The organism is Microbacterium rhizophilum (assembly GCF_039605615.1).
GTDB lineage: Bacteria > Actinomycetota > Actinomycetes > Actinomycetales > Microbacteriaceae > Microbacterium > Microbacterium rhizophilus.
Window position 1 is genome coordinate 502,314 of record NZ_JBCNUN010000002.1, and the last position, 13,755, is coordinate 516,068.

A 13,755-nucleotide genomic window follows, 5' to 3' on the forward strand; every position below is an offset into this window, starting at 1 on the left:
GGTATGCCGCGGCGTCACTGTAGCCTGGGAGGCACGATGGCCCAGATCACGCGGTACACGGCACAGACTCCTCCGGAAGCGCCGGAGCGGGAGGCCACGGCGCACCAGCTGCTGCGGGCGTATGCCGCATTCGTCATCTTCTCCGGCTTCGCGCATTCGGCCTGGTGGAATCTCCTGGGCGAGCCGGGCGCGGCGGTCGTGCTCGCGCTCACCACCGCGGGATCGATCGCGATCTGGGTCCCGCTCATCCATCGGCACGGGCTGCGCTGGCGGCGACTGCCGTGGGTCGCGCTCGGATATGTGGCGTGGGCGCTGGCCTCCGTGCTGTGGTCGGGATGGCCCGGCTCCACGCTGCTGACGTGGACGCTGCTCGCGGCCGGCACGCTGCAGGGCCTGTTCTTCGCGCACGTGCTGACGTGGCACGAGCTGCTGCGCGCGCTCGACGTCGCCCTCAAGTGGATCGTGGGCCTCTCGATCGCGATCGAGCTGTGGGTCGCGCTGATCCGGCACGCACCCCTGCCGCCCAACTTCGTGACCGTGGCGCCGGACGCCGACCCGCAGATCTACTGGGTGCGGGGCCAGCTCTTCGATGCGATCATCGGCGACCGCATCCAGGGCGTCGTGGGCAACTCGAACTACCTCGGCATCCTGTGCGTGCTGGCCTTCGCCGTGTTCGCGATCCGGCTCGCGACGCATCCGCCGTACGCCGCGATGCAGACCGTGTGGATCGCCCTGACCGCGCTGCTGTTCGTGCGCTCGGGATCCGCGACCGCGCTCGGGGCGTTCGCGGGCGCGTTCGTCGTGCTGCTCGCGGTGCTCGTGATGCGCCGGGCGCGCACCGCCGGCGAACGCAGCCGCCGCTACCTGCTGTTCGCCGCGATCGGAGCGATCGGAGCCGTGCTGGTGATGCAGCTGTGGGACCGCGTGCTCGGCATGCTCGGACGCGACGACTCGCTGACCGGGCGCGACGAGATCTGGACCACGGTCTGGGAGCGCGCGATCACCCGCCCCGTGCACGGCAACGGCTTCTCGAGCCCGTGGGTGCCCTGGGATCCCGCGTTCGACGGATGGATCGTCGATCACGACCTGTCGGTGTTCCACGCGCACAACATGTGGCTCGACGTCTTCTTCCAGCTCGGCGCGATCGGCGCCGTCCTGATGTTCGTGACCTACGCGGCCATGACGTGGCGGGCCTGGTTCTTCGCCGTCGACCGTCCCCGCTGGGATCTCGACGGGAACCGCCCCTACTCCCCCGTCTCGATGCTGCCGCCGCTCGTCGCCGCGATGCTGCTCGTGCAGGGGCTGACGGAGTCCGGGCCCATCATGCTGTGGGGCTGGACGCTCGCGGTGCTGTTCTCGTTCAAGATGAAGCTCGCTCCTCTCGTGGGCGTGGGGACCGACGTGTCGGCGACGGCGAAGCCCGCGCGATGACGTCCGCCGGCGACGCGACGCCGGGCACGATCGTCCGGCTGCTGCAATCCGCCGACTTCGCCCGGGCCTTCACCGTCGCGGCCCTGGGCACGGCGTTCGCCGCGCTGCTGATCGGCCGCACGGCGGGGCCGGTCACCCTGATCGCGATCGTGGTCGCCCTGGATGTGCTGGGGGTCGCGGTCCTGATCGCGCGGCGCGACGAGCTGACGCCCCTGCACTTCGCCCCCACGAGCCTGCTGGCGTTCCTCGCGTGGACGCTCGCGAGCGTGCTGTGGACCTTCGACGAGGGATCGACGCTGAGCGCCTGGCTCGAGCTGTTCGGATGGGGCCTGCTGGCGCTCGTGATCGCCCACGTGCGCGACACCCTGCAGACCGTCCGCGCGCTGGGCGACGTGCTGCGGTGGATGCTGGGCCTCTCGCTCGCCGTCGAGATCCTCTCGGGCGTGCTGCTGGACATCCCGTTCCCCTTCCTCGGCGTCGCGGGCGACATCGCGCAGGGCGGCCCGGTGCAGGGTGTGTTCGGCACGCGCAACATGCTCGGCTTCGTCGCGGTGATGGGGCTCATCACGTTCGCGATCGAGTGGCTCACGCAGTCGATCTCGCTGCGCCTGTCGGTGTTCTCGCTGACCCTTGCGGGCCTGCTCGCGGTGCTCTCGGCCTCGCCCACCGTGCTCGTGCTGGCCGTGATGGTGGGCGTCGCGACGCTCGCGCTCGGCATCGTGCGCCGTGCCGCGCCGGGTCGCCGGCGCCCGACGCACCTCGTGATCGCCGCGGTCGTCGCGATCGCCCTGGCGACCGCCTACGTGCTGCGGCACCGGATCATCCGCCTTCTCGATGCGGCCTCGGATTTCTCGACGCGCGCGGACCTGTGGAACGAGATCCTCGACTGGGTCCGCCCCCGCCCCGTGCAGGGCTGGGGCTGGCACGGCACGTGGCAGCGCGGGGCAGGCGAGAGCGTGCCGTATCCGTTCAACGTCATCAACTTCACTCTGGACGATCACCACGCGTCGGCGCTGAACTCGTACTTCGACGTGCTGATCCAGGTCGGCTGGGCCGGCCTGCTGCTGTTCGGAGCGCTGTGCGCGGTCGCGATGGTGCGCTCCTGGCTCGTCGCCGGATCGCGGCGCTCGGTCGTGCACGCCTGGACGCCGCTGATGCTCGTGGCGCTGCTGGTCGATTCGATGTTCGAGAGCTTCACGCTCACGGGCGTCGGCTGGATGATGCTCGTCGTGTGCGCGGTGCGCGCGGGACAGTCCCGCTCATGGCGCGAGCGGATCCGCGACGTCGTCGATCGGGACGGGTCCCAGGATCCCCCGTGGGGCGCACGGTAGGCTCGTCTGCGGTCCGCCGCCGCCCGTCCGGCGGCACTCACGCTGAAACCGTTCGGAGCCCGCCCTTGGTATACGTCCTCCAGAACGTGGTCTTCCCTCTCGACCGCGACCCCGACCTGCTGCCGCTCTACGCCGATCCCGACTCCTGGTCGGTCGTGAAGATCGAGGACGAGACCACGCCGCTGCGGGTCTCGGACAACGCGCGCCTGAGCAACGTCCTGGGCCGCCACCGCGCGCGCATCGTCGCCGGCCGCCGCGTCTCGTTCGGCGCGTACTTCAACGCCTTCCCGGCCGCCTACTGGCAGCACTGGACGCCGATCCGCAGCGTCCGCCTCACCGTGCGCACGAAGGGCGACGCCACCATCCTGGTGTTCCGCTCGAACGGCGCCGGCATCCGCCAGCGCCTCGACACGCGCGACGTGACCGGCACGAGCGAGACGAGCTTCGACATCGCGCTGACGCAGTTCAGCGACGGCGGCTGGATCTGGTTCGACATCGCCACCGACACCGAGGAGGCGACCTTCGAGGGCGCCGAGTGGACCACGGATCAGGATCCGGTGCGCACGGGCAAGGCCTCGCTCGGCATCACCACTTACAACAAGCCCGACTACTGTGTCGAGACCCTGCGCGCGCTCACGGAGAGCCCCGAGGTGCTCGAGCTCGTCGACCGCGTGTTCCTGGTCGACCAGGGCACCGACCGCGTCGACGCGCAGCCCGACTTCCCCGAGGTCTCGACCGCGCTCGGCGAGCAGCTCGAGGTCATCACCCAGCCGAACCTCGGCGGATCCGGCGGCTTCGCGCGCGCCATGTCCGAGACGCTCAAGCGCCCGAACAGCGACTTCGTGCAGCTGCTCGACGACGACGTGCGCATCGAGCCCGAGTCGCTGCGTCGCTCGATCGTGTTCGGCCGCTACACGACCAAGCCCACGCTCGTGGGCGGTCACATGTTCGACCTGCTCGACCGCCCCAAGCTGCACGCGTGGGCGGAGGTCGTCGACGAGGATCAGTTCCTGTGGCGCAATCTCTTCGCCGACACGCTGATGCCGCACGACTTCGGCGTGACGAACCTGCGTCAGACCAAAGAGCTGCACATGCGCATGGACGCCGACTACAACGGCTGGTGGATGTGCCTCATCCCTACCGCGGCGATCCGCAAGGTCGGTCTGTCCCTGCCGGCGTTCATCAAGTGGGACGACGCCGAGTTCTGCCTGCGTGCCGGACGCTCGGGCTTCCCGACCGTGTCGATGCCCGGCATCGCGCTGTGGCACGTGTCGTGGGTCGGCAAGGACGATGCGATCGACTGGCAGGCGTACTTCCACGCCCGCAACCGGACGGTCGCGGCCCTGCTGCACTCGAAGAAGCCCCGGGGCGGGTCGTTCCTGGCGCACAGCCGCAACACCGACATCAAGCACCTGCTGATGATGCAGTACTACCCCACGGCGCTGCGCCTGCAGGCCCTGCGGGACGTCCTGTCGGGTCCCCAGCACATGGTCGAGAACATCGGCACCGCCATGCCGGCCGCGCGCCGCACGGCGCAGGATTTCTCCGAGACGGTCGTGCACAAGGAGACCGACCGCGTGCTGCGCTCGCGCAAGGGCCGTCCGATCTACCGTCGCGTCCGCCGCCTCGCGCTGCACTCCGCGCCGACGGGCGTCGCGCTGCGCATCTTCACGCTCGTGCACCTCGCGGCGCACTGGTTCCACACGCCGCAGCCGAAGAACGTCCGGATGCCCGAGGTCGAGTTCGCCAAGGGCGACGCGAACTGGTGGCGCATCCCGTTCTACGACAGCGCGCTGGTGAGCTCCGCCGACGGCGGCGGCAAGCAGATCTACACGCGCGACCGCGCCAAGTTCCGCGGCATGGTGATCGAGTCGATCAGCCTGCACGCCCGGCTGTGGTGGAACTGGCCCAAGCTCGCGCGCCAGTACCGCCGTCAGCTGAAGACCATCACGTCGGTCCCGACGTGGGAGGGCATCTTCACCGGGAGCGAGAAGTGAGCGAAGCGCTCGCCCCGGCGCCGGATGCGGCGCTGCCGCAGTCGTTCGATCCGGCGTCGGCGACGATCGTCGTCGTCACCTACAACCGCTCACATCTGCTGAAGGGCCTGCTCGAGTCCATCGGCCGGATGGAGCCCAAGCCCGGTCACGTCGTGATCGTCGACAACGCATCGGCGGACGACACGGGCGAGGTCGTCGAGTCGTTCCGCGACTCGATCGGGTCCGAGCTCGTCTACCGCCGCCTCGAGGAGAACACCGGCGGTTCCGGCGGCTTCAGCGAGGGCATGCGCGTCGCGCACGAACTCGGATCCACCTGGATCTGGCTGATGGACGACGACGTCGAGGTGCTGCCCGACGGCCTCGCGCGCATGGGCGTGTGGACGCCGCGGTTCCGCAGCATCCAGGGCCGCCGCTACGACTACGACGGCAGCGAGTTCTACTGGCAGTATCGCCTGTCGATCCCGCTGGGCATCCCGATCCCGTTCGCGCCCGCCGGCTTCGATGCGACCGGCTACCGCGAGATGAACTCCGGCTGCTTCGAGGGCATGTTCATCCACCGCGACGTGGTCTCGGAGATCGGCCTGCCCGATCCGCGGTTCTTCATCTACTGGGACGACTCCGTCTACGGCTGGCTCGCGTCGCGCGTGACGACCTCCGCGATCGTGAACGAGTTCGTGCTGCGCCGCACGCGCGAGATCAAGCAGTGGGACATGGGCGTGCGCCACCTCAACGCGTCGAGCAACGCGTACCGGTACTACATCATGCGCAACCGCGGCATCATGAAGCACTACTTCAAGGCGCACGGCGCCTACCGCCCGGTGCGGTTCGCGCTCGGCACGGCGCTGACGTTCGCCAAGGAGCTGATCCGCCTCGTGTTCGTCGAGCGGACCGTCCGCGGCACGAGCCACCTGCTCCGCGGCACGCGGGACGGCGCGGCGATCGCCCGCGACCGCACGTGGCGCCCGATGCCCGCGCTGACCGCGAGCTGACGCCGCACCGCATGACCTCCATCTCGCCCTCGGCCGACGGCGCCCGCGCGGGTGCGCCGACGCGCCTGCCGGCGCTCGACGGGCTGCGCGGCCTGGCGGCGCTCGTGGTGATGATCCACCACAGCCTGCTGACCGTGCCCCTGTTCGCCGCGGCGTACTACGACCACACCTCCGAGGACACCTGGCGCGTCGACAACCCGGCGTGGTGGATCGCGCACACGCCGCTGCACGTGCTGTGGGACGGCAAGTTCGCGGTGATGATCTTCTTCATCCTGAGCGGCTTCGTGCTGTCCCTGCCGGTGCTGCGGGCGACGTCCTTCCGCTGGGACGCGTACCTGCCGCAGCGCCTCGCGCGGCTGTACCTGCCCGTGTGGGGCTCGCTCGCGCTGGCGCTCGCGGCGATCTTCCTGACGCCGCGCGGCCGCAACCAGCAGACCGAGTGGCTCGTGCGGCGGGCCGATCCGGTCTCGTTCCAGGACGTCCTCAACAGCCTCACGCAGATCTCCGCGGGAAACGAGATCCTGAGCCCGCTGTGGACGATCCGGTGGGAGATCCTGTTCTCGCTGCTGCTGGGCGCGTTCCTCTGGATCGGGCGGAAGGCGAACGGCAACGTCGTGATCGTCGCCTCGCTCGCGCTGATCGCGGCGGGCGGCGCGTGGCAGGTGGACGCGCTGATGTACCTGCCGATGTTCATCATCGGCGTGGTGCTCGCGGTGCACCGCGAGACCCTGCACCGGAGGCTGGGCGGCATCCCGGGCCCGGCCTGGGCGCTCGCGCTCGCGGCCGCGCTGCTCATGGCCGCGTCGACGTGGATGATGCCGCCGTGGGTGCCGCAGCGCGTGCACGATGGCGCGCTCGCGCTGCAGGTCGCCGGCGCGCTCGTCGTGGTGGCGTTCTGCGCCTTCGGCTGCCCGAACGCCCGCGCGCTGTGCTCGCGCCCCGTGCAGTGGCTCGGCACGGTGTCGTTCAGCCTGTACCTCGTGCACGAGACGGTCGTCGTCACCACGGCCGACCTGATCGGCCCGAGCTCGTCGTCGCTCGTGCTGCCCGTCGCGGCGATCGCCTCGCTCGCCGTCGCCCAGCTGTTCTACTTCGGCATCGAGCGCCCGAGCCACCTGCTGTCGCGGCGCATCTTCAAGTCCATCGCGGACTGACCCGCTCCCATCTGGTGGGACATGGGCATACCTGCCCGTGTCCGCTTCCATGGATCGGGCCCGCCGGGGGCAGACTTGTCCCGAGTGATTCGAGGGAGAAGTCATGGCCAGGTGGGGATCTCGGTTCATCGCGACGTTGGCCGCGGGAGTTCTGCTGGCGGGAGTGACGCCTTCGGGCGCCCTCGCCACGACCGCGGAGCCGGATGCCACGCCTACCCCGGCGAGCGTCGCCGCGATGCCGACACCCACCCCGACGGCAAGCGCCGAGCCGAAGGCGACTGCGCCGAAGCCGACCGCGCCGAAGCCGACCGCCGCACCGAAGGCCACGGCACCGAAGCCGACCGCCGCACCGAAGGCCACGGCACCGAAGCCGACCGCCGCACCGAAGGCCACGGCACCGAAGCCGACCGCCGCACCGAAGGCCACGGCACCGAAGCCGACCGCCGCACCGAAGGCCACGGCACCGAAGCCGACCACCGCGCCGAAGGCCACGGCGCCGAAGCCGACCGCCGCGCCGAAGGCCACGGTGCCCGTCGAGACCACGGCACCGGCGCCGGAGGCGACCGCCCCCGAGCCCGTCCCGACGGTGACGTCCCAGGCCGCGGTCGCCGAACCGTCGATCACGTACAACGTCCACGTGCAGGACGAGGGCTGGCACGACCGCGACACGGACGGCGGAGTTGCCGGCTCTTCCTCCCTCTCGAAGCGCCTCGAGGCGATCAAGATCATGCTCGCCGGTGCGCCGGCGGGGTCGCGTCTGACCTACCGCACCGCCGTCCGCACCAAGGGCTGGACCGGGACGGCCGCGAACGGCCAGGTCTCCGGCACCGCCGGTCGGGGCCTGCCGATCGAGGCGATCGTGATCGGCCTCGAGGGACCGATCGCGCAGACGCACGACGTCCTGTATCGCATGCGCATCACCGAACTCGGCTGGATGTCCTGGGTGCGCGACGGCGGACGTGCCGGCACCACGATGTCCGGCATGCAGGCGTCCGCGATCCAGATCATGCTGGTGCCCAAGGGCGCCGCCGCGCCGCCGATCACGGGCGACCATCACCCGCGCGGCTACGCCGAGCCGGTCATCCACTACGTGTCGCACGTACAGGGAGTCGGATGGCAGCGGGCCGTCGTCAACGGAACGACGTCCGGCGACCCGAACCGCCGCGCGCGCGTCGAGGCTGTCAGAGCCTCGCTCACGGGCGCGCCGGTCTCCGGCAACGTCGAGGTCGCCGCGCACGTGCAGCGCGTGGGGTGGCAGGGGTGGAAGCCCGCCGACACGACCGCCGGGACCACGGGCAAGGCGCTGCGGATCGAGGCGCTGAAGTTCAAGCTCACCGGAAGCATGGCGAACCGGTTCAACGTGTACTACCGCGCCTACGTGCAGGGCTTCGGATGGCTCGGCTGGACGTCGAACGGCAAGTCCGCGGGATCCGAGGGGATGGGCCTGCGCCTGGTGGCCTACCAGGTGCGCGTGCTGCCGAAGTCCGCGGCCGCCCCGGGCGGCGGCGCCGCATTCGTCCCGAAGCCGCGCTACCAGACGCCGGGCGGCTACGCGAAGATCTCCTACGCCGGCCAACCGGCCGCCCGAGGGGTGGGCTTCCCGCTCACGGAGGGTCGCGAGGGCGCCAAGGTCAAGGCCATCGCCAACAACTTCGGGATCGCACGCCCGACGCAGTGGGTCGACGCCACGTTCATGTCGAAGGTGAGGGGCTGGCAGAAGTCCCGCGGTCTTCCACAGACCGGCGTCGTCGACAAGCGCACCTGGACTTCGATGGGCTTCAGCTCGAGTTCGTGGACCGCGCTCGACGGCTACGTCGCGCCGCTGAAGGCGAAGCCGAACATGACCCGGTCGCAGCTGATCAGCGCCATGATCGCGACCGCGAAGTCGTACCAGGGCTCGCCGTACGTGTGGGGCGGATCCAACTCCCCGGGCGTCGGCGCGGACTGCGTCGGCGTGGTGATGCAGGCGCTGCTCGCCGTGGGTCTCAACGTCGAGCCGAGCAACACGGTCACCCACACCACCCCCGGCAACACGACGCCGCGCGAGATCTACGCGAGCAAGAAGTTCAAGCACGTGCCGTACAGCCAGCGCCAGCCCGGAGACCTGATCTTCCAGGCGCACGACCCGCGCGATCCGCACTCGGTCCGCCACGTGCAGATGTACCTCGGCAACGGCCTGGTGATGGAGTCGGTGCACGTCGGCGGCATCGTGCGCGCGGAGAACACGACATACCCGGCGAGCAAGAACATGCCGACGGTGATCCGCCCGCTGCCCTGATCCGCGTCTCCCACGGCACGGGAGGAACGGCCCCGCGACACGCGTGTCGCGGGGCCGTTCCCGTGGCCGGAGGGCGCCGGGCGCTAGCTTGAGGCGTCCGCCCCGGTCCGAAGGAGCACCCGTGTCACGTCCCCGTCTCCTGCTGCGCACCGCGGCCGTCTTCGCAGCGGCCGCATCCATCGCTGCTCTGGGCGGCACGGCCGCGCACGCCCAAGGCGGTGAGATCGGCGGCCGTGGCGCCGCGTACTATCTCAACGATTCTTGGAACGGCCAGGCGAACCACACGATCCGCTTCGGCCAGCCCACCGATCGTGCCTACACCGGCGACTGGAACGGCGACGGCAAGGACAACCTCATGGTGCGTCGCGGCAGCCGGTATCTGCTGACCGACGCGGGCGGCAGCCCGGTCGACTGGACGTTCGCGTACGGCCGCACGGGCGACATCACCCTCGTCGGCGACTGGAACGGCGACGGACTGGACACGCTGGCCGTGCGGCGCGGCAATGTCTACTATTTCTCGAACACGCTCGCCGGAGGCGCGGCCGACGTGGTGATCGCCTACGGGCGTCCGGACGATCAGGTGCTGGTCGGCGACTGGAACGACGACGGCAAGGACACGCTCGCGGTGCGCCGTGCGAACACCTTCTACTTCGCCGACCAGCTCAAGGGGGGCGAGGCGTCGCGGGTCGTCGCGTACGGTCGCGCGAATGACCTGGTGTACGTCGGCGACTGGAACGGCGATGGCAAGGACACCCCGGCCGTCCGCCGCGGGGCGACCTACTACGTCACCGACCGCTTCGCACCGGGCGCCGCCGACCGTGTGCTGACCTACGGTCGCACAACCGACAAGACCCTCGTGGGCGACTGGAACGGCGACGGACGGGACACGCTCGGCGTGCGCCGCGACGGGACGCCGGCCCTCTCGTCCGCGACGGCATGGGCACGCGGGGAGTACGGCGCGTTCACGGCGACGCGCCAGGTGGGCAGCAGCGGCACCGAGTTCCCCCTGCCGGCGGGCGCCCGCGGCGGTGTCATGACCGCATCATTCTGGGCGGACGGCGAGTTCAAGGTCGAGGTTCTTCGGGACGGCGAGGTCGTGGACGTCCCGTTCTGGATCGACGTCACGGGCGGCTACGTGGGATCGCAGCCGTTCGGCCCCGACCCGTTGACGCGCGGCGACACAGTCCGCGTCACAGCGCCCGGCGACTGGGAGATCAAGCTCCAGCCCATGGAGACCGCGCCCGTTCTGCCGCCGCGAGGCGCCGGCGACGGCGTCTACCTGTGGGACCGCGGCGCGCCGACGACGGTCACCATCGACTTCCCGGGAAGCGGTTACTTCCACGCCGCACAATGGAGCGGCGCAGATGCAGACCACTCGGGCATCCTCGCGACCGAGGACGGCCCGTTCTCCGCGAACATCACGTTCCTCAAAGGCCCGTCGGTGATCTCCGTGATCGCAGACGGGAGCTGGTCGATGACGCCGCGCTGATCCACACAGCGGGATGGGTCCGTCAGCGGTGCTGGTCCACACCGACGGCCGCTGGCCGATCACCTCCCGCGGATCCGGTCGCCGTGATCGCCCGCCGGTGAGTGGGCGATCGGGATCCGGCCGGCCGGTGCGGCGCAGATACTGCCTGAGGCGTCTCTGCGGACGGTGTGCTCCGTCGCGGCCTACGGTCGGCCGATCACGCCGCACTTTCCCCGCCGCCCCGCCGTCTCGTCAAGGAACACCCCATGCCCCGTCCTCGCCTCATCCTGCGCGCCTCCACCATCGTCGCCGCGGCCGCGTCGCTCGTCCTCCTCGGGAGCACCGCCGCGCACGCGAAGGGCGGCGAGGCGGGTGGATCCGGATCCACGTACTACCTGAACGACGAGTGGAGCGGGCAGGCGAACCACGTCGTCGAATACGGTCTCGGCTCGGATCGCGCGTACAGCGGCGACTGGAACAAAGACAGCAAGGACACACTGGCGGTGCGGCGCGGCAACGACTATGTCCTGGCGAACACGACGTCCGGTGCTGCCGACCTGAAGTTCGCCTACGGCCGCCCGGCGGACGTGACGCTCGTGGGCGACTGGAACGGCGACGGGGTCGACACGCTCGCCGTGCGCCGAGGGAACGTCTACTACTTCACGAACAGGCTCAAGGGCGGCGCGGCGGAGACCGTGCTCGCGTACGGACGCGCGGGCGACCAGGTGCTCGTGGGCGACTGGAACGCGGATGGCAAGGAAACCCTCGCGGTTCGTCGTGCGAACACGTTCTACTTCGCGGACGCCCTCCAGGGCGGCGACGCCTCGCGTGTGGTCGCGTACGGGCGTGCGGACGACCTCGTCTATGTCGGCGACTGGAACGGCGACGGCACCGACACCCCCGCCGTCCGCCGCGGCTCGACGTACTACGTCACCGACCGCTTCGCCCCGGGCGCCGCGGATCGCGTGCTCACCTACGGCCGGGCGGATGACCGCACGCTGGTCGGCGACTGGAACGGCGACAAGAAGGACACGCTCGGCGTCCGCCGCAGCAACCCGGCCGCCCTGTCCGCGGCGATCGCGTGGGCCAAGGCCCAGTACGGCACGTTCCAGGCGGCCACCTACAGCGGCACGGGAACGCGAGCGATCACGTTGCCGAAGGGTGCCAAGGGCGGGCTGCTGGTCGCGAGCCACCCCGGCGCCGGCGACTTCCGGATGGAGCTGTCCAAGAGCGGCGCGACGATCGACATCCCCGTCTACGTGACGGGCCGGTACTCCGGCACCACGGCGTTCGGTCTCGATGCGAGCCAGCAGGGCGGTCGGCTCGAGGTCGTGGCGGACGGCGCCTGGACGGTCCGCGTGCTGCCGATGGAGGCCGCGGGCGCGTTGCCTGCCTCCGGCACCGGCGACGGCGTGTTCCTCTACGGCGGCGGTGCCACGAACGTGAAGCTCACGCACTCGGGCGCATCCGACCTCTTCGTCGTGCAGTGGAGCGGCACGGACGCGGGCCGCAGCCGCAATGTGACCCAGGCGAACGGCGCCGGCCTCGCGTCCGGCCCGTCGATCGTCTATGTCGTCGCCGACGGGATGTGGACGCTCACGCCTCGCTGAGCGCCAACTTCCCTCCGGTCGTCGCGGGAGCCGTAGGCGGGTCGAAGCCGGCCGCGTGTTGCCCGGTCTAGCGCCCCGCTCGTTCGTCCACAGGGGCGGTTCGGGTCGGGTTATCCACGGTTCCGGTTCTATCCCCGGATCAGCGGTTTCCCGCCCTTCGAATGTCGGTGGCCCGGAGGAGAATCGGGGCATGACAGCGCAGGCGTACTGCCCGGATCCGTGGACTCCCACGGCCGGTGAGAACGCCCGCACGAGTGCACTGGTGGATCGGTTCGTGGAGCTGGAGGCGCAGGTGGCGCGCGCCCGCGCCGAGCAGGCCACGCTCCTGGTGTCCCTGGCGGAGATCGCGGTCGAACAAGGCAGGCGGAGCGGGTCGGAGTCCGAGTACGACTTCGCCACCCGCTCCATCGCCGCCGAGCTCGGAGCCGCCGCCCGGATCCCGGAGGGCACGATCCGGGGCCGGATGGCCGACGCGGTCACCCTGGTGACCGGATTCCCGGCGACGTTCGCGGCGCTGCAGGAGGGGCGGATCAGCGAACCCCACACCCGGGTGATCGTCGCCGCCGGGGAACGGCTCGACGACGACTCGAGGGTGGAGTTCGAAGGGATCGTGGTGTCCCGGGCGGAGGGCGTCACGGTGGGGCAGCTGCGGTCGTTCGCGAGGGCGGTAGCGGAGAAGATCGACCCGGTGCCGTTGACGGTGCGGCAGGCGGAGGCGATGGCGTTGCGCGGCGCGTGGGTGTCGCCGTTGGAGCACGGCATGGCCGAGCACCGCATGATCGGCCCGGCCGCGACGATCTACGCCATCCACGACCGGCTCACCCAGGCCGCCACGAAGCTGAAGGCCACCGCCCGCGCCGCCGGCGAACCGGATCCCCGCACCCTGGATCACATCCGCGCGGACGTGCTGGCCGACCTCACCCTCACCGGCACCCCCACCGCCGGGGACGGCCTGGACGCGATCCACGCCACCATCCAGGTCACCATCCCCGTGGACACCATCACCGGGATCGGGGACGATGCGGCGTTCCTCACGGGGTATGGGCCGATCGACCCGGACACCGCCCGCCGCCTCGCCGGCAACGCCGCCACCTGGGTGCGGGTCTGGCAGCACCGCGACACTGGCGCCCTCCTCACCGTCGACTCCTACACCCCGACCGCGGCGCAACGGAGGTTCCTCACCGCGAGGGACGAGCACTGCCGGTTCCCCGGGTGCCGGCAACCCGCTCGACGCTGCGACACCGACCACACCATCCCGCACTCCCACGACGGGCCCACCACCGTGACGAACCTCGCCCACCTCTGCCAAGCCCACCACCGCCTGAAACACCACTCCCCCTGGCGGATGCGGCAAGGCCCCGACGGGGAGATCGAATGGACCTCCCCGACCGGCCGCACCTACGCCCACAAACCCACGCCGATGGTGCGGTTCGACGCCGAGGCGGAGGTGCTCATGCCCGACCTGCACCTCAGCGACGAACCACCACCGTTCTGACG

The 13,755-nt window shown here is 70.6% G+C and carries 9 protein-coding genes; all 9 read left to right on the forward strand.

Annotation, left to right across the window (positions count from 1 at the left end):
• Positions 1-36: 36 nt before the first annotated feature.
• The 9 genes from AAD528_RS06260 (at position 37) to AAD528_RS06300 (ending at position 13,753) form a co-directional block, all read left to right on the forward strand.
• Positions 37-1,431 carry an O-antigen ligase family protein gene (locus tag AAD528_RS06260; protein WP_345751188.1) on the forward strand — a complete coding sequence of 465 codons (1,395 nt, stop codon included), beginning with the start codon at positions 37-39 and terminating at the stop codon, positions 1,429-1,431.
• Positions 1,428-2,762, forward strand: coding sequence for an O-antigen ligase family protein (locus tag AAD528_RS06265; protein WP_345751189.1), 1,335 nt, complete (start codon positions 1,428-1,430; stop codon positions 2,760-2,762). The genes AAD528_RS06260 and AAD528_RS06265 overlap by 4 nt, the downstream gene beginning before the upstream one ends.
• A 65-nt stretch (positions 2,763-2,827) precedes the next feature.
• Complete coding sequence (locus tag AAD528_RS06270; protein ID WP_345751190.1) at positions 2,828-4,759, forward strand: glycosyltransferase; 1,932 nt, start codon at positions 2,828-2,830, stop codon at positions 4,757-4,759.
• A complete protein-coding gene (locus tag AAD528_RS06275) occupies positions 4,756-5,748 on the forward strand; it encodes a glycosyltransferase family 2 protein (protein ID WP_345751191.1) in 993 nt (330 codons plus the stop codon). The genes AAD528_RS06270 and AAD528_RS06275 overlap by 4 nt, the downstream gene beginning before the upstream one ends.
• A gap of 11 nt (positions 5,749-5,759) precedes the next feature.
• On the forward strand, positions 5,760-6,902 hold the full coding sequence (locus tag AAD528_RS06280) for an acyltransferase family protein (RefSeq protein WP_345751192.1): 1,143 nt from the start codon (positions 5,760-5,762) through the stop codon (positions 6,900-6,902).
• 235 nt (positions 6,903-7,137) lie between these two features.
• The gene (locus tag AAD528_RS06285) at positions 7,138-9,180 is read left to right on the forward strand and encodes an NlpC/P60 family protein (protein ID WP_345751193.1); all 2,043 of its coding nucleotides are present in this window, start codon (positions 7,138-7,140) and stop codon (positions 9,178-9,180) included.
• 121 nt (positions 9,181-9,301) lie between these two features.
• Positions 9,302-10,669 carry a hypothetical protein gene (locus tag AAD528_RS06290; RefSeq protein WP_345751194.1) on the forward strand — a complete coding sequence of 456 codons (1,368 nt, stop codon included), beginning with the start codon at positions 9,302-9,304 and terminating at the stop codon, positions 10,667-10,669.
• A gap of 245 nt (positions 10,670-10,914) precedes the next feature.
• The gene (locus tag AAD528_RS06295; RefSeq protein ID WP_345751195.1) at positions 10,915-12,258 is read left to right on the forward strand and encodes a hypothetical protein; all 1,344 of its coding nucleotides are present in this window, start codon (positions 10,915-10,917) and stop codon (positions 12,256-12,258) included.
• Between the two features lie 190 nt (positions 12,259-12,448).
• Positions 12,449-13,753, forward strand: a complete 1,305-nt coding sequence (locus tag AAD528_RS06300; protein WP_345751196.1) for an HNH endonuclease signature motif containing protein — start codon at positions 12,449-12,451, stop codon at positions 13,751-13,753.
• The last annotated feature ends 2 nt before the right edge of the window (positions 13,754-13,755 follow it).

Bases quoted from the DNA above. Each gene is read 5' to 3' on its own strand.
- AAD528_RS06285 (WP_345751193.1), top strand. From the start codon at position 7,138: ATGCCGACACCCACCCCGACGGCAAGCGCCGAGCCGAAGGCGACTGCG.
- AAD528_RS06265 (WP_345751189.1), top strand. From the start codon at position 1,428: ATGACGTCCGCCGGCGACGCGACGCCGGGCACGATCGTCCGGCTGCTG.
- AAD528_RS06280 (WP_345751192.1), top strand. From the start codon at position 5,760: ATGACCTCCATCTCGCCCTCGGCCGACGGCGCCCGCGCGGGTGCGCCG.
- AAD528_RS06295 (WP_345751195.1), top strand. From the start codon at position 10,915: ATGCCCCGTCCTCGCCTCATCCTGCGCGCCTCCACCATCGTCGCCGCG.
- AAD528_RS06260 (WP_345751188.1), top strand. From the start codon at position 37: ATGGCCCAGATCACGCGGTACACGGCACAGACTCCTCCGGAAGCGCCG.
- AAD528_RS06300 (WP_345751196.1), top strand. From the start codon at position 12,449: ATGACAGCGCAGGCGTACTGCCCGGATCCGTGGACTCCCACGGCCGGT.